22 protein-coding genes are annotated in these 22104 nt (G+C 46.0%); 10 read left to right on the top strand and 12 right to left on the bottom strand.

The window, feature by feature from the left end:
• Window positions 1–51 precede the first annotated feature (51 nt).
• Window positions 52–1119, top strand: coding sequence for an L-ascorbate 6-phosphate lactonase (gene ulaG, locus GXP65_RS04410; RefSeq protein ID WP_162092131.1), 1068 nt, complete (start codon window positions 52–54; stop codon window positions 1117–1119).
• 282 nt (window positions 1120–1401) lie between these two features.
• Here ulaG and gltS (GXP65_RS04405) read toward each other — a convergent pair whose 3' ends face one another.
• A complete protein-coding gene (gene gltS, locus GXP65_RS04405) occupies window positions 1402–2628 on the bottom strand; it encodes a sodium/glutamate symporter (protein WP_005448891.1) in 1227 nt (408 codons plus the stop codon).
• A 447-nt stretch (window positions 2629–3075) separates the two neighbouring features.
• On the opposite strand from gltS (GXP65_RS04405), the gene GXP65_RS04400 reads away from it, so the two are divergent.
• The 3 genes from GXP65_RS04400 to GXP65_RS04390 are packed head-to-tail and all read left to right on the top strand — an operon-like array spanning window position 3076 to window position 5131.
• On the top strand, window positions 3076–3447 hold the full coding sequence (locus GXP65_RS04400; protein ID WP_162092130.1) for a GntR family transcriptional regulator: 372 nt from the start codon (window positions 3076–3078) through the stop codon (window positions 3445–3447).
• Window positions 3444–4301, top strand: a complete 858-nt coding sequence (locus GXP65_RS04395; protein WP_162092129.1) for an ABC transporter ATP-binding protein — start codon at window positions 3444–3446, stop codon at window positions 4299–4301. The genes GXP65_RS04400 and GXP65_RS04395 overlap by 4 nt, the downstream gene beginning before the upstream one ends.
• Window positions 4301–5131 carry a hypothetical protein gene (locus tag GXP65_RS04390; protein WP_061066069.1) on the top strand — a complete coding sequence of 277 codons (831 nt, stop codon included), beginning with the start codon at window positions 4301–4303 and terminating at the stop codon, window positions 5129–5131. Before GXP65_RS04395 ends, GXP65_RS04390 begins: the two co-directional genes overlap by 1 nt.
• Before the next feature lie 96 nt (window positions 5132–5227).
• On the opposite strand, the gene GXP65_RS04385 is transcribed toward GXP65_RS04390, so the two are convergent.
• Both GXP65_RS04385 and GXP65_RS04380 read right to left on the bottom strand, forming a co-directional pair.
• Window positions 5228–6589: a tetratricopeptide repeat protein gene (locus tag GXP65_RS04385; protein ID WP_162092128.1), complete on the bottom strand. Its 1362-nt coding sequence runs from the start codon at window positions 6587–6589 to the stop codon at window positions 5228–5230.
• Window positions 6590–6663: 74 nt separating this feature from the next.
• The gene (locus GXP65_RS04380; RefSeq protein ID WP_162092127.1) at window positions 6664–7233 is read right to left on the bottom strand and encodes a TetR/AcrR family transcriptional regulator; all 570 of its coding nucleotides are present in this window, start codon (window positions 7231–7233) and stop codon (window positions 6664–6666) included.
• A 135-nt stretch (window positions 7234–7368) separates the two neighbouring features.
• Here GXP65_RS04380 and GXP65_RS04375 point away from each other — a divergent pair, with 135 nt between their 5' ends.
• The gene (locus GXP65_RS04375) at window positions 7369–8466 is read left to right on the top strand and encodes an FAD-dependent oxidoreductase (RefSeq protein WP_162092126.1); all 1098 of its coding nucleotides are present in this window, start codon (window positions 7369–7371) and stop codon (window positions 8464–8466) included.
• Window positions 8467–8680: 214 nt separating this feature from the next.
• Window positions 8681–9208, top strand: a complete 528-nt coding sequence (locus GXP65_RS04370; protein WP_162092125.1) for an RNA methyltransferase — start codon at window positions 8681–8683, stop codon at window positions 9206–9208.
• A gap of 95 nt (window positions 9209–9303) precedes the next feature.
• On the opposite strand, the gene GXP65_RS04365 is transcribed toward GXP65_RS04370, so the two are convergent.
• The 4 genes from GXP65_RS04365 to GXP65_RS04350 all read right to left on the bottom strand — a co-directional run bounded on the left by GXP65_RS04365 (window position 9304) and on the right by GXP65_RS04350 (window position 13435).
• Window positions 9304–9849 (bottom strand): OsmC family protein, encoded by a 546-nt coding sequence (locus GXP65_RS04365; RefSeq protein ID WP_162092124.1) that lies wholly within the window; start codon window positions 9847–9849, stop codon window positions 9304–9306.
• Between the two features lie 101 nt (window positions 9850–9950).
• Window positions 9951–10721 carry an SDR family oxidoreductase gene (locus GXP65_RS04360; RefSeq protein WP_051118038.1) on the bottom strand — a complete coding sequence of 257 codons (771 nt, stop codon included), beginning with the start codon at window positions 10719–10721 and terminating at the stop codon, window positions 9951–9953.
• A 285-nt stretch (window positions 10722–11006) separates the two neighbouring features.
• A complete protein-coding gene (gene gltS / locus GXP65_RS04355) occupies window positions 11007–12242 on the bottom strand; it encodes a sodium/glutamate symporter (protein WP_005428854.1) in 1236 nt (411 codons plus the stop codon).
• Between the two features lie 560 nt (window positions 12243–12802).
• On the bottom strand, window positions 12803–13435 hold the full coding sequence (locus GXP65_RS04350; RefSeq protein ID WP_162092123.1) for a CatB-related O-acetyltransferase: 633 nt from the start codon (window positions 13433–13435) through the stop codon (window positions 12803–12805).
• 198 nt (window positions 13436–13633) lie between these two features.
• Between GXP65_RS04350 and GXP65_RS04345 the strand changes: the two genes are divergently transcribed.
• From GXP65_RS04345 to GXP65_RS04335, 3 genes are all read left to right on the top strand, one after another.
• The gene (locus GXP65_RS04345; protein ID WP_162860250.1) at window positions 13634–14407 is read left to right on the top strand and encodes a DUF4344 domain-containing metallopeptidase; all 774 of its coding nucleotides are present in this window, start codon (window positions 13634–13636) and stop codon (window positions 14405–14407) included.
• Window positions 14408–14448: 41 nt separating this feature from the next.
• Entirely contained in the window at window positions 14449–14835 is a 387-nt protein-coding gene (locus tag GXP65_RS04340) for a DUF393 domain-containing protein (RefSeq protein WP_162092121.1), read from the top strand.
• 175 nt (window positions 14836–15010) lie between these two features.
• A complete protein-coding gene (locus GXP65_RS04335; RefSeq protein WP_162092120.1) occupies window positions 15011–16672 on the top strand; it encodes a methyl-accepting chemotaxis protein in 1662 nt (553 codons plus the stop codon).
• 65 nt (window positions 16673–16737) lie between these two features.
• Here the strand turns inward: GXP65_RS04335 and GXP65_RS04330 are convergent, their stop codons facing one another.
• Window positions 16738–17460, bottom strand: a complete 723-nt coding sequence (locus tag GXP65_RS04330; RefSeq protein ID WP_162092119.1) for a hypothetical protein — start codon at window positions 17458–17460, stop codon at window positions 16738–16740.
• Between the two features lie 47 nt (window positions 17461–17507).
• Window positions 17508–17954, bottom strand: a complete 447-nt coding sequence (locus tag GXP65_RS04325; protein WP_162092118.1) for an ImmA/IrrE family metallo-endopeptidase — start codon at window positions 17952–17954, stop codon at window positions 17508–17510.
• A gap of 353 nt (window positions 17955–18307) precedes the next feature.
• Here GXP65_RS04325 and GXP65_RS04320 point away from each other — a divergent pair, with 353 nt between their 5' ends.
• On the top strand, window positions 18308–18802 hold the full coding sequence (locus GXP65_RS04320) for a peptidylprolyl isomerase (protein ID WP_162092117.1): 495 nt from the start codon (window positions 18308–18310) through the stop codon (window positions 18800–18802).
• Window positions 18803–18942: 140 nt separating this feature from the next.
• Here GXP65_RS04320 and GXP65_RS04315 read toward each other — a convergent pair whose 3' ends face one another.
• Genes GXP65_RS04315 through GXP65_RS04305 form a run of 3 tightly spaced genes read right to left on the bottom strand, consistent with a single transcriptional unit; the run spans window position 18943 to window position 22102 of the window.
• Window positions 18943–19734 carry a LytTR family DNA-binding domain-containing protein gene (locus GXP65_RS04315; RefSeq protein WP_162092116.1) on the bottom strand — a complete coding sequence of 264 codons (792 nt, stop codon included), beginning with the start codon at window positions 19732–19734 and terminating at the stop codon, window positions 18943–18945.
• Window positions 19735–19750: 16 nt separating this feature from the next.
• Window positions 19751–20773, bottom strand: a complete 1023-nt coding sequence (locus GXP65_RS04310) for a sensor histidine kinase (protein ID WP_162092115.1) — start codon at window positions 20771–20773, stop codon at window positions 19751–19753.
• Window positions 20774–22102 (bottom strand): hypothetical protein, encoded by a 1329-nt coding sequence (locus GXP65_RS04305; protein WP_162092114.1) that lies wholly within the window; start codon window positions 22100–22102, stop codon window positions 20774–20776.
• Between the last annotated feature and the right edge of the window lie 2 nt (window positions 22103–22104).

Here is a 22104-nt window from a genome sequence, read left to right as displayed (position 1 = left end):
GCTCCCTACATCCCAAATTTAATAAAAATTGTGAAACAAAAAGGTGTTGCTATGAGTAAAGTAAATGAAATCACTCGTGAATCTTGGATCCTAAATACATTCCCTGAGTGGGGTACCTGGTTAAACGAAGAGATCGAAAATACGGTGGTAGAACCAAATACATTCTCGATGTGGTGGCTAGGTTGTACAGGTATCTGGTTGAAGAGTGAGGGCAACACCAACATCTCTATCGACTTTTGGTGTGGTACGGGCAAAAAGACGCAAAAAAATGCCTTCATGAAGAACCAGCACCAAATGATGCGTATGGGCGGCGTCGAAGCACTGCAACCAAACCTACGTACTACTATCTTCCCGCTTGACCCATTTGCTATCAAAGAGATCGACGCTGTGATGGCATCCCACGACCATGCTGACCATATCGACGTGAACGTCGCGGCGGCGGTACTGCAAAACTGTGGTGACCACGTGAAGTTCATCGGTCCACAAGCTTGTGTCGATTTATGGATGGGCTGGGGCGTACCAGAAGAGCGTTGTGTTGTCGCGAAAGTGGGCGATGTACTTGAGGTCGGCGATATGAAGATCCGCGTACTGGATTCATTCGACCGTACTGCACTTGTCACACTGCCAGAGGGCACTTCATCTTATGATAAAGAAATCCTCGACGGCATGGACAAACGCGCGGTGAACTACCTGATTGAAACTTCAGGCGGGTCGGTTTACCACTCTGGTGACTCGCACTACTCGAACTACTACGCAGCGCACGGCAACGAATACCAAATCGACGTGGCACTGTTGTCATTCGGTGAGAACCCTCGCGGCGTGACTGACAAGATGACGTCTTCTGACATCCTACGCGCAGCAGAATCGTTGAACTGTGATGTCGTGATGCCATTCCACCACGATATTTGGGCGAACTTCCAAAACGACCCACGCGAAATCGAAGTGTTGTGGAACATGAAGAAAGACCGCCTGCAATACAAGTTCGCACCGTTCTTCTGGCAAGTTGGGGGCAAATACACCTTCCCAACCGATAAAGGTCGCATGCACTACCAACACTTCCGTGGCTTTAGCGATATCTTCAAAAATGAACCAGAATTGCCATACAAAGCGTTCTTGTAATTCCGTCGCAACGTCCGTTTGGCAGGATTAAAAAAAGCCCGTCGCGATGATGGATGCGACGGGCAATTAGCTAGAGTCTTATAAGGAGAAAAGGAAATTACTGATGATAAATGTCCGACGATTTCGCATCAGTAACGTCCTCAACAAACCGAATATTAGTCATTGATGAATTTAAAGGACATGGCTCATTCCTATAATCTAAATTGTTGATGCCTATTGCTCTAAGCCGATCAAAAAAGCCAGTCTCACAGGACTGGCTTTTGTTTTGTGGAGCGAGGCAGGTTACTTAATAAAAGAAATACAGCCCTGCAGAATCACTAGGTTGACGATGTCGATAAAGAACGCGCCAACAATAGGCACCACCATGAAGGCTTGTGGTGATGGACCAAAGCGGTTAACGATAGAGCCCATGTTCATCACTGCGGTTGGGGTTGCACCCAAACCAAAGCCACAGTGACCACTTGCGATGACTGCTGCATCGTAGTTGCTGCCCATCACACGGAACGTTACGTAGTACGCGAAGACTGCCAGAATCACCGATTGCACCGCTAGGATGATGAGGAACGGGATTGCTAAGTCGAAGATGTTCCACAATTTTAGGCTCATTAGCGCCATCGCTAAGAACAGAGACAGCGAAACCGTACCAAGAATATCGACCGTCTCGACATCCACTTTGCGAACTTTGGTCACTTCCATGATGTTGGTGATCACTACACCGATAAACAGCGCGTAAACGAAGTCCGGAATCATCAACCATTTGATGCCAAAGCTGCTCACCCAACCTTCTAAGTAGCCAGCACCAGTGACACACAGCAGGATGATCGACAAGCTCTCGACCACTTTCTTTGCGGTTACGCGGTCTTCTTCGTGCTCGTTGTAAGTCACCAATTCAGGGAAACGTTCGTGAGTTTGGTTGGTGCGTCCGTATTCAGATTCAAGGTTGTGCTTATCAATCAAGCGCTGCGCCACTGGGCTGCCGATGATGCCACCAATCACCAAACCAAAGGTAGCGGATGCCATTGCCACTTCTAAAACGTTGTGCAAACCGTACATGTCTTGGAAGGTTTGTGACCATGCTGCGCCCGTACCATGACCGCCAGACAGCGTAATCGAACCGGCAATCAAGCCCATTAGCGGGTCTAAGCCGAGTGCGGTTGCCAAAGATACACCGACCGCGTTTTGAATAAGAATGTACACCGATGCTACAGCTAAGAAGATAAATACCTTAGCGCCGCCTTTAATCAACTGGGTGTAGTTCGCAGCTAAGCCAACGGTAGCGAAGAACATCAACATGAAAGTGTTTTGCAGCGGTAAATCGAAAACTAAATCCACGCCATTGAAATGCATCGCGGTGATCGCACATGCGACAATCAAACCACCCACGATTGGCTCGGGAATATTGAATTTCTTTAAGATCGGTAATTTAGCGTTAACGAATTGTCCCAAGAACAACACACAAATAGCGACGAGAAACGACTCTTGTGGACCGACAGAAATGACCTGATTCATAAAACCTCTTTGCCTCCTTTTTCTCATCCTTTGAGTAACAACTCGCAGGTTGAGCGGTATTTAGGCAGGTCAGAGTGCCTACTGAACGTGTGGTTTTCTAGGGTCCAAATCCACTAAATTCTCATTAAATAAGAAAGCAATGGCTCGGATATTCACCCAATTCTCACTCAATGAAAAAACACACTTTTTCACCAAGTTTTGTCGCGCAATTTTCTCGTTTTCATCGCCCTTCTCAACTTATGAGAAGTGAACAATTTTTTGCCAGTTTTTGAGGACAAAAACGTATGCGATTGCGCGCAAATTTTGCGTGAAACTCCGATGCCAATTTTGGCGAAATGTCATCAACAAAAGGGATTGAGAAAACAACTCAAGAAGATTGGCGCTTTCTATCTCACCCTCAAGGTGTTATACATATATATAACACCAACTCAGCCAAGGAAACCAATCATGACGCATTGGCATGATCGCCAACCGATTTTCCGTCAGTTGGCTGACCAGATCACCCAGCAAATTTTGCAAGGCATCTGGCAAGAGGGCGAAGCTTTGCCTTCGGTACGCAGTGTCTCTGCGGATATGAAGATCAATCACCTGACGGTCATGAAGGGCTATCAGTTATTGGTTGATGAAGGATTGGTTGAAAAGAAACGTGGGCAAGGCATGTTTGTCGCCCAAGGTGCAAAAAAACAGCTGCTTGCTGATGAAAAAGCCCGTTTCCTTGAACAACAAATTCCGCAGATCACCGACACATTACAACGTCTGGATATGTCACTTGATGAATTTATCCAACAAATCCAAACACATATTAAAGGTGACCAATGAGCGCATTAGTCAGTGTTAAACACGTCTCCAAGCAATATCGTCAGCAGGGTGAAGCGCTGCATGACGTGAGCTTTGATCTACAAGCGGGTCAAGTGCTTGGCTTGCTAGGTCATAACGGTGCGGGTAAATCGACTCTCATTAACGCCCTACTCGGTGCACACGAATATCAGGGCACCATTCGCATTAACGGCTTTGAGCCAATCATGCAACGCGACAAAATCATGCAGAGCTTGTCTTACATCTCGGATGTGAACGTTCTACCAAACTGGATGACGGTTGCTCAGCTGCTCGATTACACCGAGGGCGTACACCCAGGTTTTAATCGCAGCAAAGCCGATGCCATGCTTCGTCAAACCGACATCAAGCCGCGTGCACGTATCAAATCCTTATCGAAAGGCATGAAGGTGCAATTGCACTTGGCTGTCGTCATCGCGACCAATACACAGATTCTGATTCTGGACGAGCCAACGCTTGGCTTGGATTTGGTTTATCGCGATACCTTCTACCGTCATTTGCTGAAATGGTTCCACGATGGCGAGCGTGTGCTGATCATCGCGAGCCATGAAGTATCGGAAATCGAACACCTACTGACGGACGTGCTGATCCTTAAACACGGCCGAGCTGTTCTGCAAACCTCAATGGACAGCATCAGCGAAGATTACTTCATTCTCGATGCCAGTGATGAGCATCGCGCACAAATCGAAGTGCTGAAACCACTGTCATCACAAAAGGGCTTAGGCACGACTAAATGGTTGCTGTCATCACAATACGCAGAGCAAGTTGCTGGGCTGGGTGATGTGTATGGCGTCAAGCTTGCGGATCTGTTCTTGGCATTGCAGAAGGAGGCAGCATAATGAAATCGATTGTCGCGATGTTGCGTAAAGAATGGCTAGAGAACCCATTGGTTACACGCGTGCCATTATTTATGTTTGCCTGTGGTGTGCTGCTGTTCGTCAGCTTAATGAGCAGCTCGACACTGCAACACAATATGTTCTTCCAAATGAGCTTTGGCGGTGATGTCAGTGACATCCACAAAGAGCTCGGCGATGACGTCAACATGCTGATCACAGGTGGCATTGGTTTGTTGTCTATCTTGCTTGGCACTCAATACTTCCCAAGAACGCTGCGTAAAGAGCGCTCAGAGGGCAGTATCATGTTTTGGCGTAGTATGCCTGTCAGTGACGTGAAAACCCATCTGGTGAAGCTGACGTTTGGTTTATTGGTGATTCCGTTAGTGTGTTCGGTATTGGTTTTCGCTGCCGACTTTATGCTGTGGATGTTGAATGTTTCAACAGACCACCAGTTGGCGTTATTGTATCGCCAAGCATCATTGGGCTTCGTGCTGCTGAACTGGATTGAATTCTTGCTTCGAATGGTGGTGGCTGGCGTGTTGTTATTGCCGCTTGCACTGACTGCAATGGCAATCTCACAGAAAGTGAACTCACCACTGTTGGTTATCTTGATTGGTATTTACGCGCTACGCTGGATGCCGATTGCGATGTTCAACTACTATGGTCTGGATGATTTCTTCTCGGCAATTTTCTATCTACCACTGCACGCGATTCTTGCGCCAAACCCGTTCAGCGCGATTCCAGATGCAGGTTGGATGAACGTTGGGATATACGCCTTCATCGGTGTACTTGCTTGGACAGCTAGCATCAAATTTAGCCGTACTGTGAACTAACAAGCACAAGCAAAACAAACCCATCAAAAGCGAGGTACTGTCCTCGCTTTTTTATTTCCGACCCCATTTTATTGCCGCACCCAAGCAGCATTTGCGCTAAACCACTTTGACTAAGCTAGGCAGCAAAGCGTCGATGTTTTTCACTTCATCGAACTGAGCCAACTTTCGCTTTATCTGCTCTGCTGGCAGCGGTTGTGCTCTTGCGATATAGCGATTTTTCAACAGACACGCCACTTCATCCCATTGTTGTAAATGCGCATGAGCCATCAGCAGGTATTGTGAGATAACGTCTTGCTGCGCGTGACTTCCCCCAAGCTTGCTGTGCACATCTCTTACTTGATTGATCAACTCAATGCAATGACGGTAGTTCGAACTGTGGTACGCCTTGATGGCCTGCATCAACTTGCTGCCTGTCATAAACTCCACTTCCTGAGTTTGTAGTGGCGAACTGATAATTTGCGTTATATTGGCATCTAACTGGTCATGATGATCGGTTTTCGCTAACACCATGGCATTGTGAATTTCAGTAAACATGATAGTGCTGTCGGCCGAAATCTCTAGCGCTCCGGCACTCAATCGATGCCAACGTTCTCCAACATCAGCTCCCATGAACTCCAAGCGAGCCAGCAACGACGCTGCGTTTTGAATATCAAGGTATATCGAAGACTCTGCAGGATAGATGTGCTGATCAAACAAAGCCAAGGCATCATCAATATTACCTTCCTCAAGATGGAACAACGCAAGGTGCCACCAAAGGTGACCTCGAAAGGCATTGTGATTCGCAAATGTACTCGCATGACCTTGCAAGAACTCGATGCCCTCTTTCGCCTCGCCTTGCATCTCAAAAATATGAGCCATCGTATGCTTGGCGATTAGATCTTGATGGTTCAACCCTAACGTCTGGCGCGCAAATGCTTCGGCCAATTCATATTCCCCCGCCTCTTCGAGTGCAAAGGCATGAGCGGCGGCAAACATCCAATATCCTGGTGTCTGCTCATCCCAGTAGGGTAAAACTTGCAAAGAAACTTGCAGTGCCCGTTGCTTTTGGCCAAACCAAAATGTTTGCCCTGTAAATTGGCGGTAGGCAATGATATCCAAAGGCCAAAGACTCAGAATATGTTGCCACGTGTCCAGAGCCCCCTTCAGGTTGCTTTGGCTCCACTGTTTCAACGCATGCATGTGCAGCGCTTCACGTTTGGTTGCCGATTGCGCGAACTTATCCACCTGTGTAGCCATTTTAGCCACGATGGGTAAAGTAGAACGACGCCCATCACTCGCATGGCTGTACGCCTTAAAAATCCATCCCATCATAAAGTCCGGATAGCGCAGTAGCAGCTGATCGAGATCGCTCATTGCACTGGGAAGAAAGGTCAACGTATCTTCGAGAATCCGTTCAAATTGTTCTGCGCCTGCGGCATCAATGCCGTTCATCTCTAGCGCTCTTTTGTCTTTAATCATTACATACCTACCAGTAGATAGCTATTGGATTTAAAATAATACCCGCACTTATCGCGGGTAATATTATGAAAATATTAGCGTTTAAGGAGTGCGAGACAACTCGCCTTCACGCTACGAATGTAATCAGCATCTTTAAACTGAGAAAGTAACATACTCCCTTCCAGCGCAACAAAGATTAGCCTTGCAACTTGGGCGGATTCCACTCGTAAATCGAACTCTCCGTTTTCTATACCCTGATCAATGATTTTTTGTAGCCATTGCTCATTCGTTTGTACAAAGCGCGACAGCAGCCCTTCTAGACCATCTGCCAAAGAGTAAAAGTCAGAAGCGTACATGCCACACAAACACAGCTTATCTTGCTCGCGTACACCAATAAAAATATCAGCCAACGCTTCAATTTTTTCCTTAGCACTGCTTGGTTGGCTCTCGATCTGAATTAACGCCGCTTCGTAGTTTGCGAGATAGCGTTCAAACACCGCTTCCGCCAAGTCTTGCTTGGTTTTGAAATGGTAGTGAATACTCGCGGTCTTGATACCCAGTTCATTTTGGATATCGCGAAAGCTAAAACCATTAAAACCTCGGCTTTGTATGTAGCTTTCAGCAAGGTCGGCAATCTTTGCAGCCGTTGGGCTAAGTTCTTTCATGTGGTTTCCACCTTAAACATTTTCGCAAAAGATAGCATGCCCTCACAAATCTGTCTACCTACCGATAGGTATTGTTTCTTTTTCAAAAAAGACCTAACCTACCTATCAGTAGATAATTAACATCAAGGGCAAACAATGAAATACGATTTTATTATTATCGGAGGCGGTTTAAGCGGTCTCTACACTGCAGCGTATCTAGAGAAAACAGGGCATAGCTACTTGCTACTTGAGGCGAGAAGCAGACTCGGTGGTCGAATTATTTCTTCTGCGAGCTTGGCTGCACACAGTCAAAGTGACCAATTTGACCTCGGTCCATCGTGGTTTTGGCCCAACATGAACCATCGCGTCATGAGGCTTGTCGACAACTTATCGCTGCCTATCTTAGAACAGTACGAAACTGGCGATATGTTAATCGAACAAGCCGGGCAGGCTGGTATTCGTCAAGTTTCGAATCAGTTCTTTTCTTCTCCTCAATCCATGAGGGTATCGGGTGGCATGGCGCAATTGGTGGCGGGAGTGACAAAGTTACTCAACCCAGAAAACATCAAATATGAACATCAAGTACACGCAGTAAGCCATAATGAAGCTCAAGGTTATAGCGTCGATGTCATCCACCAAGCAGAGCAGTTGACTTTAGAGAGTGAGAACATCATCTTTGCGCTCCCTCATCGTTTGATTGCTAATAACATCCGCTTTACGCCTGCCCTTCCAGAAACGGCGTTGAACGCGCTGGACAAAACGCCCACCTGGATGGCCGCTCACGCGAAATTCTTCGCCATTTATGACCGACCTTTCTGGCGTGAAAACGGATTGTCTGGTTACGCAAACAGCCAAGTTGGTCCATTGGTGGAAATTCATGACGCCAGTGCTGAAAATGGTCATGCCGCCCTGTTCGGTTTTATCGGTTACGATGCTCAAACTCGCGCGAAACTAGGCGCTACCGAATTGAAAACCATGGCCGTTGAGCAACTAGCGCGACTCTTTGGCCCTGAGGCCTATAACGTCACGGAGGTAAAACTGCTGGACTGGTCGAAAGAGGCATACACAGCGGTTGAAAAGGATCACACAATGCCAACTCATCACCCGCGTTATGGGCTCAACGCATCACTGAAGCAATTAAGCCAACAGGGCATGTACTTTGCGGGAACGGAATCGGCAAAAGAGTTCGGCGGATTTATTGAGGGCGCATTAGAAGCAGCAGAGAGTGTGATCGAACAGCTCGCCGCTCGTTAAATTGCATTATCCATTCATTTATGGGGAGATTACTGCTCCCCGTAACCCACTAGTCCCTCACTTCTACTTCTACTTCTACTTCTACTTCTACTTCTACTTCTACTTCTAAAAAATATTGTGATAGTACTTCTGGCGGGTTAAGTCCATAATCCCACGCTCAACGAACATAAAGCTCTTATCCTAAAACCATTAACCATTAAGTAGAACAACAGCAATGACAGCACAGCCAACGGTCATTCTTGGACTGTATAACCCTAAAGATCCAACCAATGTGGGCGCGGTGATGCGCGCAGCAGGGTGTTATGACGCCACGCAAGTTCGTTATAACGGCACTCGCTATAATCGTGCGGCAAAATTCCGAACCGACACCAAGAACATGCACGAACGTATCGATTTGGTCGAAATGGACGACCTCACTGCTCACCTTGCTGAAGACGTGAAAGTGGTGTGTGTTGAGTTGGCCGTCGGCGCTACAGCGTTGCCTCTTTTTGCACACCCAGAAAACGCGGTGTATATCTTTGGCCCAGAAGATGGCTCACTTCCGCAAGAGGTTGTCGATAAGGCCGATCACGTGGTGTATGTACCCACCAATGGCTGCATGAACTTGGCGGCAACAGTCAATGTTGTCTTGTATGATCGTTTGGCGAAAAACCTTGGCACGATTGACGACCATCAACAAGTGATGGCTAACCGAGACAACAAGAATCGATTGAAGGTCAAAGACTGCGTAACAGCGCAATAATTTAGATTTGGTACTGCTGAATAAAAAAGAGCCTATATCGAAATATAGGCTCAAAGCAGTGAAAAAGTGTGCGTGATTTTTGATTAACGTTTTGGTTATGCAACGATAGCTGAAACTTTCACCGCATCGCTAATGGTGCGGTAGTTTGGAGAGAACTGCTGTACGCTCGCAATGACTTCGTCATAATCAGCCTGAGTCCCCTCACCTTTTACTTCAAATTGAAATTGGATTTCATCAAAGCCAACCGGCGCTTCTTCGCTCACATTTAGGAAGCCACGTAAATCCAGGGCACCTTTGATGGTTAGTTTCACAGCGTCTAGCTTGATACCACGAGCACTCGCACCCGCAACAAACCCCACCATCATGCAACCAGCCATGCCGCCCAATAGGTAATCTTGAGGTGTTGGGTATGCATTGTTGCCCAATAGCTCTTCTGGTTCACCAACTTCGAAACTGAAGTCTTTGACGATTTCTTTTCCGCCAACCTTTTGATTCAAAGTACGGATTTCACTGTGAACGCCGCCTTTCCATTCGGCAACAATGCCGTATTCAGAGATCGCCTGCATTGCGTCTTCAGTGATCACTTGAGTGTAAGCTGCTAGGTCATCGAGTTTAATGCCGTTTAGTGGTGAGTTATCCATGATATGTCCTTGTTATTATTTGATGTCGTGTTTACTACTGAATTTTTAATTGGGGCCTTTAGGGATGGAGTGAAAGGCCCCAATTTGCACGTTTAGTGAGGTTAGTTACGGCCAGCCATTACGCCGCCGTCGACGTTAAGTACTGTTCCAGTTACCCAAGATGATTTGTCTGACAGTAAGTACTCAATCGCGTCCGCCACATCTTCTGTTGAACCGATACGGCCGATTGGGTGGAAGTCATTGAAGCCTTGTAGTGCTGATTCGATTTCTTCTTCCGCGATAAATGACTTGTAAATCGTCGACATCACAACAGCTGGTGCTACAGCATTTACGCGTACGCCGTGATCACCAAGTTCGATTGCTAGGTTTTTCGTCAGAGCATGAAGACCCGCTTTTTGCATTGAGTACGCTGATGATGGCGTTGCTTTAATTGCTTGGTGAGCCCACATAGAACCGATATTTACGATCGCACCGCCACCGTGCTCTTTCATGTTTTTCGCCACGGCCTGAGTGATGAAGAAAAACGCGCGGTTCATATCTAGTTGTAGGTCGTAATCACGCTCTGAGTGGTCAAGGAAATCAACCGGTTTGAAGAAGCCAGCAGCATTAACCAAGTAACCAATATGACGTTTTTCAGCATTCAATTGTTCGATGAAGCTTTTCACTGCACTTGGGTCATACAGGTCAACTTGAGCGGTCTCTACCTGACCTTTGGTCACACTTTCTAAATCCTGTTTTGCTTCAGCGAGGTTGTTTTTATCGTGTGAAAGAATCATGACAGGTACACCAGCTTTAAGAAGTCGTTCTGCTGTCGCTTTACCCATACCTGATGAGCCACCTACGATAAGTGCAATTGAAGATGTGTTGAACATAATACGTTTCCTTTCTCTTACTTACCTACCTACTAGTAAGTAGGTAGCATTTTTATTAAAAAAGGAGGTGGTTTGGAACCCAGCTCCTCGTCAGTGGTTGCTACTTTAAGATCATATTATTTTTACGTCAACAACTTTATCTACCTACTGGTAGGTATATTTTATCATTTCTTTATTATTCAATATCTTAATGTAAAATATTTTTTTATTTAATCCGCTCAAATCATCAATAAGTACAAAAAAGGCCACAGATAAACTGTGGCCTCTATAAGCATTTTTATCAATCTAACCAAGGAACGAGATGTAGCCCTGTAGAATGATCAAGTTAACGATGTCGATAAAGAATGCACCAACAATCGGCACAACCATGAACGCTTGTGGTGATGGACCGAAGCGGTTAACGATTGAACCCATGTTCATTACCGCTGTTGGGGTTGCACCCAAACCAAAACCACAGTGACCACCAGCAATAACTGCAGCGTCGTAGTTGCTACCCATCACCTTGAACGTTACGTAGTAGGTGAAGATAGCCAGAATCACTGACTGCACGCCTAGAATCACCAAGAATGGGATCGCTAGATCGAAGATGTTCCATAGTTTCAAGCTCATCAAAGCCATCGCTAAGAACAGAGACAGCGATACCGTACCTAACATGTCGACCGTTTCGGCATCGAGCTTACGAATCTTGGTCACTTCCAAGAAGTTAGTGATGATCACACCGATGAACAACGCGTAAACGAAGTCTGGAATCATCAACCATTGGATGTCGTAAGTGCTCACCCATTGTTCTACGTACTTAGCGCCGGTTACACAGATCAATAGGAAGAACAGTTTCTCAACTACTTTTTTCGCGGTAACTTTGTCTTCTTCGTACTCGTTATACGTCACCAACTCTGGGAATTTCTCGTGGGTTTTCGCATCTCGACCACCACGACCATACTCAGATTCGATGTTGTTCTTTTCGACCAGACGCTGCGCAACCGGACTACCGATGATACCACCGATGATCAAACCGAATGTTGCTGACGCCATCGCGATTTCCAATACGTTATTCAAACCGTAAACGTCTTGGAAAGTTTGTGACCACGCCGCACCTGTGCCGTGACCACCTGACAGAGTAATCGAACCAGCGATAAGCCCCATCAGCGGATCTAAACCCAATGCCGCTGCCAGTGAGACACCGACACCGTTTTGAATGATGATGTAGAACGACGCGACGGCTAAGAAAATGAAAACCTTCGCGCCCCCTTTCATCAACTGAGTGTAGTTTGCAGCCAAACCAACAGTAGCAAAGAACATCAGCATAAATGTGTTCTGCAACGGTAAGTCGAACTCCAAGTCGACGCCGTTAAAATGAAGAGCAGTAATGATGCAGGCGACAATTAAGCCCCCGACAATCGGCTCAGGTATGTTGAATTTCTTTAAGATCGGTAGCTTAGCATTAATGAAATGCCCCAGGAAAAGCACACTGATCGCAACCAAAAAGGACTCCAGTGCACCTACAGATATTAAATGATTCATATCGCCTCTTATTATTGTTCTCTTCATCCTCCGTAATGATTGAGTGTTAGTTTAACCTTCGCTCAATAGCAAATTTTCTCGCTATATTTTTTCGAAAATACTCAAAAGGTTGTGTTAAATGCGCCTTAGGCTAGTTTAAGGGACGGTCGTTAAGCGATGTTCTGATTTACGCGCTATTCGCAAGCCCTAAAATGTAAAAGGAGCCTGTTAAGCTCCTTCTTATCCTCTTCATATACAAACAGAAATGACTGCTTGCAGAAGGTGGATATCGTGTTGTGAGTATTGTCGAGTGACACTTTCTGAACCGCTATCGGGCTCCCTTACTTAAACAGAAAGTGATCATCACTATCGAGCAAAGTTCCTTCCCGTCATAACGAATAGAACGCCGAGGTGGCGCTCTAACATCTGGGTTTACTTGTATCCCATCGTAGTTCAAAAACTCTGACTCATGGTGTTTGGAACGAGCCGAATCCCGGGAAATTCTCAAGCTTGCAACAAGTGTTCTCGTTACAACGGAGCGAGATTATAACATATCGCTGAAAATTTTCCTCATTTCAGTGCTATTCGCCACTTTTATACTTTTCTTCTGCAATGATTAACTGCTCTATATCATTGTTACAGACGAAAGAGCGAAGCGCCTCAAACTTATCTTCATCCCACGTGTAGATTTGCAAAGCGAGCAGCTTATCGATGGTGTCTTGCTCAAAGCGAAGCTTGATGGGTTTTGCGGGCGATCCTGCCACCACGGTATAAGGCGGGATATCTCTAGTCACCACACTGTTTGCCGCGATCACTGCACCTTCCCCAATTTTGACACCAGGCATGATCATCGCGCGCATACCAATCCAAGCCGCGTCACCAATCACGGTATCGCCTTTGCCTTGGTAAGATTGCTCAACGTCATCAAGAAACGGATACAGGCAGAACCAGTCCGTCCTGTGATTATGGTTGCCGCCCATCAAAATCACCGCTTCAGCCGCGATACAAACGTAATCACCGATGTAGAGCTGATCGACTTCCCACCTCGGTTGCCACGCTTTACTGACTTCATCGCCATGCAGATAACGCACGACAGAATCTTCGAAGCCGTTATCCCAACAATCGCTGTAATAACTGTGGGTGCCTTTGATGTGGATGTTTTGGTTTTGCACCACTTGGTGCAGGTACTGAAATTTGGACCAATGTTTTTTCATGGCAATTACCTCAATAGAGTAAATGTATGCCACGGAACGATTTCTCGTGGCGTTGTTGCTGCGTTCTCAGCCAACAACGCCTATTGGATGCGGGGTTGCAATAGTAATGGATTATTCATGAATGTGCCCTCCAGCGCGCACACTATAAAAAGCATGTATAATTTTCAAGCAAACCAAACAAATAACAAGATTCCGAAAATGAAAAGTCACTCTGCCTTTGTCTCTCTGCTGCTGTTTGCTGCCACAGCGTCTGCGAGCGAAAACATTAAAATCGAATACCGCCCTGCGGAAACTGCTGACGATCGCTTTGCTGCACAAGTGATTGAAAGCAGTGAAGTGAACGACATCTTTGCCCAGCTTTCTGATGATTACTTTCCGTTTGATAACCCACTAACACTGACCTACGGTGGCGAAGACGGTCCACTTTACGATCCAGAAACCCACACCGTCCATATTCCCTACACCTTCTATCTGGAATCATTCAACTACTTCACCAACAATAAATACCAAGAACGTTACGGTAAATCACCGAAAACGGGCGCGCTCGATACTTTGCTGCACACGTTATTGCACGAAGCCGGACATGCTTACATTGCCGATCAAAACATTCCGGTACTAGGCAAGGAAGAAGATGCGGTCGACAACTTCGCTACCATTTTGTTGATTGATTACGTCGATGACGGTGCCGATGTGGCGATCAGTGCTGCAGACATGTTCGCATTCGAATCCGACGACAGACCGGACTACTACGATTTTGGCGAGTACATTGACGAGCACAGCTTCGATCTACAGCGTTACTTCTCTACCCTGTGTCTGGTTTACGGCAGCAATCCAGAGCGGTATAAAGCCTTGTTAGATGAGGTAGAAAAAGATTACTTACGCGATCGTAAAGAGTTCTGCCAATTCAATTACGGCAACATCCGTGATAATTGGCTGCATTACTTGCAAGACAATGAACTAAAAGAAAAATAATCGCGTAAAAGGGATAAGAACAGCCAATAATGAGCTCAATCATGACCAAACTGACCGTATTTTACGATGGCACTTGTCCCTTGTGCGCCAAAGAGATGAAGGCGCTAAAACAACGCGATTCCAAGCAGCAGATTAAAACCGTCGATATCTACAGCGAAGCGTTCGCCGCTTATCCGCAGATCGATCCGGAACAAGCCAACACCATTTTGCACGCCCTCAACGATAAGGGAGAGCTGCTGCTTGGGTTGGACGTGACTCATCGTGCATGGCAACTGGTCGGTCGCGGTTGGTTGTATGCTCCGCTGCGTTGGCGCGCTGTCAAACCTGTTGCGGATTGGCTTTACCTTAAATTTGCCAAAAACCGCTACCGCGTCTCCTACTGGTTAACGGGCACTTCTCGCTGCAATAATGATTCGTGTTCACGTTAATTGTGATCCTGCTTTAAAATGCTACGACCTTAGTCTAGATTTATAAATTTCCAGTACTTCTGATTGATTAACTCGGTTAATCTCTAAGCATTACAACAATAAGTATTAATGATTTTATCAGGCAAGCTTGTTCAGCTTGTTACTTGTAACGCTGCGCCGAGAGAAGGACGTCTCTATGAATCTGACGATCAGAAAACGACTATATATCCTTTCAATAATTCCAATTCTAACCATGGCAATAGGCATGATGTGGTTTACCTATCTGCAAACCACGGCCTATAACGAACAAGAAATTGAGCAGACTCGAAGTCAAATGATGGAGATGAAAAAAGCTGAGCTCAAAAACTACGTTCAACTCGCTCGCTCTGCTATTGAGCCATTGCTCGCTCAAAACGCCCCACTAGAAGAAGCATTGCCTATTTTGCAGCAGTTGGAGTTTGGCCAATCCGGCTACATCTTTGGCTACGATTCAAAAGGCGTTCGCGTTGTGACGGGTCAAAACACCAAAGGCATCGGAGAAAATTTCTATAACTTGCAAGACAAGAAAGGCAATTACCTGATTCAGGATTTGCTCAACAATTCCAAAACCGGTGAGTTCACGACTTATTACTTCCCGAAACTCGGTCAGAGCGAAGCACTACCGAAACTGAGCTACTCGGTGTTTATTCCTGAATGGGATTTGATGCTGGGTACAGGCTTCTACACTGACGATATCGACGCCATTATCGCGAGCATGGAAGACTCAGCGCATCAAGCCTTGAATACCACACTGACTGCAATCGCCCTGTTCTGTGTCTCGATTGCCGCCATCGTTGCGATCTTCGCGGTGTTCGTTAACCGCAGCATCATGAAGCCGATTGAACAGTTTGACGCTTCGATTCACTCTTTCGCACAAGGCGATGCAGACTTAACCGCACGCATGGAAGAATCAAGCGTACCGGAGTTCACCCAGCTTAGCCGCAACTTCAATACCTTTGTTGAGAGCCTACAAAGCATCATCAAGAGCGTTAGCCACGTAGGGCAAGAAGTGGTTTCAGAAACCAATCACATGTCACAGCGAGCTTCTCAGGTGGATGAGCTGGCGTCTGGCCAACGAGAAGAGACGGAACAAGTCGCTGCGGCAATGACTGAAATGACGGCAACAGCGCACGAGATTTCAAGCAACGCTAATCAGGCTGCGCAATCAGCAAAAGATGCCGATGAAAACTCACAGCAAGCGAAGCACATTGTTGATTCAGCAGCGAACTCCGTCGAAGCCCTCGCTTTAGAAGTTTCAGAAGCCAGCACGGTGATTTCTCGTTTAGAGAGCGATGTACAAAACATTTCTTCTTCGCTAGAAGTGATTCAAGATATTGCCGAGCAAACCAACCTATTGGCACTAAACGCAGCCATTGAAGCAGCACGTGCAGGCGAACAAGGTCGCGGCTTTGCGGTCGTTGCCGATGAGGTTCGTAAACTGGCGAGTCGCACTCAAGACAGCACAGGCGAAATTCACCAAATGATTGAGCAGTTGAAGTCTGGCTCGGATGCAGCAGTGAAAGCCATGGGTTCAAGCCAAGCGCGTGGTGAAGCAACGGTTGAGGAAGCACGAGCAGCCTCTGCCGCACTGCAAGAAATCCAAGCCGCAATTGCTAACATCATGGACATGAACACCTTGATCGCAACGGCAACCGAAGAGCAAAGCCAAGTTGGGCAAGAGATTTCACAGCGCATTGAAGTGATCTCTCAACAAAGCAGTCAGTCGGCAAGCCTTGCGAATCAAAACCGTGCAGGCAGTGGCAACCTTAACCACAAAGCCAACGAGCTGTACGACTTAGTCGGTCGCTTTACGGTTTAGATCAGTAAATGCCCCAACTAACCATGGAAATAGAAAAGAAAAAAGCGACTCATTGAGTCGCTTTGTTACCTTTTTACTACACTAACTATGGATTCCACTATTGATTTAACAGGAGTTTGGATTTCATTTAGTAAACTAACAATATGTTCTCGGCTTTCTATATTGGCGTCATGAACATCTTCCATATTAGCCCTGTATGAGGATATGTATTTTAAAAGCAGAACCAGCAACGTTAGTCCAATTGTTGCTTGTAAAGCTGTAAGCGCTAAACTGTAGAAGCCTAGTTTAGTAACTACCCCCAACATAGCGTTGTCAAGCTCTTCTTTCTTCTTTTCTTTCTTCTCTTGTTGATAGAAATTCAAGTTCACTCCATGTAAAGGCTTAGTCGAGGCAAACTTAGAGCTTTGATGCACATCACTCATAGCCAATTCACTGGGGACCGTAGACTTAGACTCAACACGCTTTTGAATTACTTCTGCAACTTGAGTTTGATATTTACCATAAGCAACGATAGATGCATTTGAATTCTTAATTGTCCAATACATAAACGCACATATAAATGCGATTGTAATAATAAAAACTACTGCTGAAACGAATAAAAATAAATCACTTCGTCGTTGCTGAAACGTTTTTAGTATCGAAACATCAACAATTTCGGAGTTCTCTATAGGTGAACTCGGAATTGGTGGTGGTGGCGGTGAATAACTCGGACTATCAGGCTCCTGACCAAGGTCATACGTAATACCATGACTAGAAACACTTCTAGTGAAATCGTCTGCTTCAGACATAAAAAAACCCCTCAAAATGAGGGGCTTATTATAATCTGGAAAGGCAATCAGACAAGCTTTAACTCTTTTAGGCGAACTCTCATTTTGCTAGCTTCAATTCCAAAAATGCTAGACATCTGCTCAACTGAACTAATATCAGCAGCACCAAGGATATGATCGATTACAGGCTTAGCCATTGTAAGTTGACGAGCAAATAAATGAGCATCGTTTTCACAAGACTCTATATGACCGTAGTAGTAGAACTTTTCCCCGTTATCGATTACATGCCCCAAGACATGATGACCGATTTCATGAGCGATAGCATAGCGCTGGCGGGAATATGGCATAGAGTCATCGATATTTATTGCTTTGTTACCATTTTCATCGATATAAGCACTACCGTGGTTATCATCCCTTGTTTTGTTGATTGTAATGCCCATTTTGTATGCAATATCTTCGACGTTCACTGGTAACTTGTAATCCCAGTACGCCGCTAGTACTTGAGATGCGTTCATGATTAATTCCTATCGTAAATTATTATTATTTTTATTTAGTCTGACACGCCCAAATCCATCTTCGGCGTACTCTGTCTGTAATTTAGACAAAAGGTATTCAACCTCTAAGGGCAACTTTAAGAGCTACTATGTCAGTATTTTAGCATACACAGACAAATACATAAATAAAGAATGGTATCGTGTCAACAAAAGTAGCTTATCGAACTTCTCCAAAAAGTTATGTGGACTATTGTGAACCAATAAAGCTACACACGCTTTCCTGATTTCACCTTATCAATTATGACAAAAGCTTTAGTTTTGGAACCTAATGTCCATATAATGCCGCCAACGTAGCACCCACAAGGGCAAACCAGATGATTATTATGACCACCAATTTCGGTGACATCGAGATTGAACTGAACCTAGAACGAGCACCAGTTAGCTCAAAGAACTTCAAAAAATACTGTGAAGATGGCTTCTACAACGGCACCATTTTCCACCGCGTTATCGACGGTTTTATGATCCAAGGTGGCGGTCATACCAAAGACATGGCAGAAAAGCCAACGCGCGCACCGATCGCGAACGAAGCAAACCGTGGTCTAAAGAACCTTGTTGGCACTATCGCAATGGCGCGTACCGATGCACCGCACTCTGCAACGGCACAGTTCTTCATTAACTTGGAAGACAATGATTTCCTAGACCACACCGCAACCACCAACCTAGGCTGGGGCTACGCCGTGTTTGGTAAAGTGACCGCGGGTATGGATGTCGTAAATCGCATCGCGAAAGTAAAAACGACCTCTAAGCTTGGTCACGATGATGTGCCATGCGATCCAATCATTATCGAGAAAGTGACAGTCAGCGAATAAACCCATTCGCCTCTTCGGAGAAATCGTCGCAATAAAACGAAAAAAGCGCCTAATCTCTGATGACTTAGGCGCTTTTTGTTTTCGTTGCTGAAACAAATGAGCAGCGAGTTTACAGTGTAAAGAGTGAGCAGTTCTAGCGATTACATCCCTTTAAACAAACTTTGGGATGCACGGCTCACGGGGAGCTTGTTTTCCCCAACATGCACAAACATTCTTCCAGCAAAGTCTTTGTTTACTTTGTTAATTTTGCATACTTGCACCACGCTTGAACGGTGCACTTGCCAGAACTGTTCTGGGTTAAGCTGCCCTATCAACTCTTTCAACGATGTGCGAATCAAATACTCCTGCACTTTGCCTTGTCCTTGTTGGGCATACACAGAAACGTATTTTTCTTCCGCTTTGAAATACAACACATCAGATGTGGCGATCAGATGAATATCTTCCCCTTGCGTCGCTTTGATCCACTGTAAATACTGCGGCGTTTGTGGCGCGGATAATTGCTGCAACTGTTCTAACAGGCTGCTCATCTGCACATTGCTGCTTTCTTGTTCTCGCTTGGCAAGGCGTGCTTTCACTCTTTCACAAGTCATCAGGAGGCGCTCATCCGAAATCGGCTTAAGCAGATAGTCGGCGGCATTTTGCTCAAAGGCTTTGATGGCGTAATCATCGTACGCGGTGACAAATACAATCAAAGGTGGGTTCGCGAGTCGATTGAGCTTTTGCGCTAATGTCATGCCATCCAAAACTGGCATACGAATATCGAGAAACGCAATGTCAGGTAGGCTTTGCTCTATGGCTTGTAACGCTTGTTCGCCATCTGCGACCTTAGCGATCACCTCTAGCTCTGGCCACACTTCGGCTAGGCTTTTATCTAGATGACGCCTCAATAACGGTTCATCATCAGCAATAATCGCAGTAAACCCAGTATTCATTTATATCTTTCCCTAATCACGATTCAATTGGCCAACTCAAGCGAATACAAACGCCACCTTGAGCAGACTCACTAATGGAGACCTCTCCCTTCCCTAAAAACAAAGCTTCAATTCTCTGCTTGAGGTTACTTAAACCAACACCTGAGCCCATATGGCCGCTAACGTGATTTAGGCCAACACCAGTGTCTCTGACTTCAATTTGCAAGTTCTGTTGCTCACGCTTAATCTGCAAACTCACTTCGCCACCTTCACGCTTTGGCTCAATGCCATGGATGATAGCGTTCTCTATTAAGGGTTGTAGCATCATCGGCGGTAATTCGGTTCTGCCTAAACCCTCTTCCACCTCAATCTGGTAACTGAGTCGTTCACCCAAACGGATTTGTTGAATACCTAAATAGGCCTCAATTAACGCAGTTTCATCGTCGATGGTGGTGTGTTCTTCGCGTGAGCTTTTTAGCGTTGCTCGCAGTAACGCGGTTAACTGTTCTAGCATCAGCTTAGCTTTATCAACATCTTGCGACATGAGCGCGCTGATGTTCGCCAAGGTATTAAATAGGAAATGGGGCTCAATCTGACTTTGCATCTGCTTCAGCTGACTTAGTAACAATGCGCGGTCTTGCTCTGCTTTCTCACGTTTGATGCTTTCCAACTCTCGCTGAGCAACCGCCTCTTTCTCGCGCGAGTAAAAATAGAAATAACACATACCGCTAAACAGTAATCCCATTAAACCAACAGGGATCATATCGGAGATACCAAAATACTCTCCGAGCCAAAATTGCGCATTAATCACCCCAAACAATAAACAGGCAACAAGCGAACAAACCACTTCTATCGTACGTGGAATGGTTGGAAACAAACGGTCAATCAACCATGAGAAGAAGATAGCAGAGTAGCCAAATCCAAAGCTTACCAGCACATGCACATAGTATGGACCGCCCCAAACTGAGAGCGTCATTGCTGAGATAAAGAGACAAAATGCCGTGGTCACTAATAAGCTACGCGGCCATCCACTTTTCACCACTGATTTTGCTGAACACATTTAGAACTTCCCTTTGATGTTAAATACAATCATATGCTTATCATTGATTTGTGCGTAAGCAGATTGGTCGTCTCCGGTTAAAAAGCGTGCGGCAACTTCCACTTCTACACTTTGATCGCCGGTATCAATCCATTGGTAATTAAGCCACTGCGTGACAATCACACCGCCATCTTGTGGCGACAGCATCACATCCAACGTAGGGGTTACATCGCTTAACCAACCCATATCCGCTTTACCGTTCCATGCAGCCCACGCTTCCACATCCCAACTCCAGTGCAGCATTACGTTATGCTGAACGATATTGGCATGCTGAAACCCTTGGGCGTAGCTTGTCGCAAGTAGAGATACATTATGGTCGGGGATCTGAGAGAGTAATTCGCCACGCTCTATTGCTTGTTGCCATTCGCCTTTCGACCATGCACGGCTGTCGTACCAATATTCAGCAATCACGTTGTGTCCGGCTTGGTTTGCCCAATTCAACCCAATTAAGGCTTGGAATGCGCTGCCCTGGTCCTCAACCGAAACGGGTTGGTAAAGATCATCCTGCTGAAACTGATAGCCGACACTTTGCTTTTGCCACAGCATGGAACCGTGCATGGCGATGGACTCATCCCACACCGCAATGGCACTGGCGCCAAGTAAACCTCGGCGCACATCATCGTAATAACCAATAAGTTGATACTCGGTGTCACCCACCAGCGCATAACGACGGATACCAATACCTCGTTGCTCTGCGGCTTGATCAAGTGCACTTTGGTCTTGTTGCCCCCAGCTTGAATCCGTCGCAATCACCGTCCACTCGCCTGCCATATCATAGTGTGAAAGTGAAAACACACCCGCACCCTCTTCTGCGACTAAGCCAACAGGGTTTTGTCGATACGGCTTAAACAGATCCAATGGTCGGTAGCCATAACCCACGCCCCAATCCACGCGCAACTTACCTAAGCTCACATCAAGTGTGGTATCACCGACTTGCCACTCCCCTAGCCAAGCAAGCTCTCGAATCAGCAATTGGTTATCAGCTTCACTCCACCACTCACTCTCTCCCCGTTGGCTGAGGTACAAACCTTGGCTGTACAGAGCAAACAAGCCACTGAAGTTTTGATAGTTTACCTGCACATCCAGTAGCGCATTGAGTGAATCACGAGAACTGCCCTGCGCTTGTATAAATGCGCTATCACGCTGCTTGGCCGTTTCGTAACTGACAGCCCAATCCCACTCAAAACTCAGCTCATCATTGGCAAAAGTAGGGACTGCTGCGCCCACACACAATGAGGCTGCAATCAACAAACTGGTGCTTTTGGTAAGGTTAGGCTGGTGCGGTTTCATGT

This window comes from Vibrio sp. LB10LO1, assembly GCF_010092875.1.
Lineage (GTDB): Bacteria > Pseudomonadota > Gammaproteobacteria > Enterobacterales > Vibrionaceae > Vibrio > Vibrio campbellii.
The sequence above is the reverse complement of the archived record's forward strand: the minus strand, read 5'-3'. Positions and strand labels throughout refer to the sequence as shown.

Bases quoted from the DNA above. Each gene is read 5' to 3' on its own strand.
- ulaG (WP_162092131.1), top strand. From the start codon at position 52: ATGAGTAAAGTAAATGAAATCACTCGTGAATCTTGGATCCTAAATACA.
- gltS (WP_005448891.1), bottom strand. From the start codon at position 2,628: ATGAATCAGGTCATTTCTGTCGGTCCACAAGAGTCGTTTCTCGTCGCT.
- GXP65_RS04400 (WP_162092130.1), top strand. From the start codon at position 3,076: ATGACGCATTGGCATGATCGCCAACCGATTTTCCGTCAGTTGGCTGAC.
- GXP65_RS04395 (WP_162092129.1), top strand. From the start codon at position 3,444: ATGAGCGCATTAGTCAGTGTTAAACACGTCTCCAAGCAATATCGTCAG.
- GXP65_RS04390 (WP_061066069.1), top strand. From the start codon at position 4,301: ATGAAATCGATTGTCGCGATGTTGCGTAAAGAATGGCTAGAGAACCCA.
- GXP65_RS04385 (WP_162092128.1), bottom strand. From the start codon at position 6,589: ATGATTAAAGACAAAAGAGCGCTAGAGATGAACGGCATTGATGCCGCA.
- GXP65_RS04380 (WP_162092127.1), bottom strand. From the start codon at position 7,233: ATGAAAGAACTTAGCCCAACGGCTGCAAAGATTGCCGACCTTGCTGAA.
- GXP65_RS04375 (WP_162092126.1), top strand. From the start codon at position 7,369: ATGAAATACGATTTTATTATTATCGGAGGCGGTTTAAGCGGTCTCTAC.
- GXP65_RS04370 (WP_162092125.1), top strand. From the start codon at position 8,681: ATGACAGCACAGCCAACGGTCATTCTTGGACTGTATAACCCTAAAGAT.
- GXP65_RS04365 (WP_162092124.1), bottom strand. From the start codon at position 9,849: ATGGATAACTCACCACTAAACGGCATTAAACTCGATGACCTAGCAGCT.
- GXP65_RS04360 (WP_051118038.1), bottom strand. From the start codon at position 10,721: ATGTTCAACACATCTTCAATTGCACTTATCGTAGGTGGCTCATCAGGT.
- gltS (WP_005428854.1), bottom strand. From the start codon at position 12,242: ATGAATCATTTAATATCTGTAGGTGCACTGGAGTCCTTTTTGGTTGCG.
- GXP65_RS04350 (WP_162092123.1), bottom strand. From the start codon at position 13,435: ATGAAAAAACATTGGTCCAAATTTCAGTACCTGCACCAAGTGGTGCAA.
- GXP65_RS04345 (WP_162860250.1), top strand. From the start codon at position 13,634: ATGAAAAGTCACTCTGCCTTTGTCTCTCTGCTGCTGTTTGCTGCCACA.
- GXP65_RS04340 (WP_162092121.1), top strand. From the start codon at position 14,449: ATGACCAAACTGACCGTATTTTACGATGGCACTTGTCCCTTGTGCGCC.
- GXP65_RS04335 (WP_162092120.1), top strand. From the start codon at position 15,011: ATGAATCTGACGATCAGAAAACGACTATATATCCTTTCAATAATTCCA.
- GXP65_RS04330 (WP_162092119.1), bottom strand. From the start codon at position 17,460: ATGTCTGAAGCAGACGATTTCACTAGAAGTGTTTCTAGTCATGGTATT.
- GXP65_RS04325 (WP_162092118.1), bottom strand. From the start codon at position 17,954: ATGAACGCATCTCAAGTACTAGCGGCGTACTGGGATTACAAGTTACCA.
- GXP65_RS04320 (WP_162092117.1), top strand. From the start codon at position 18,308: ATGATTATTATGACCACCAATTTCGGTGACATCGAGATTGAACTGAAC.
- GXP65_RS04315 (WP_162092116.1), bottom strand. From the start codon at position 19,734: ATGAATACTGGGTTTACTGCGATTATTGCTGATGATGAACCGTTATTG.
- GXP65_RS04310 (WP_162092115.1), bottom strand. From the start codon at position 20,773: ATGTGTTCAGCAAAATCAGTGGTGAAAAGTGGATGGCCGCGTAGCTTA.
- GXP65_RS04305 (WP_162092114.1), bottom strand. From the start codon at position 22,102: ATGAAACCGCACCAGCCTAACCTTACCAAAAGCACCAGTTTGTTGATT.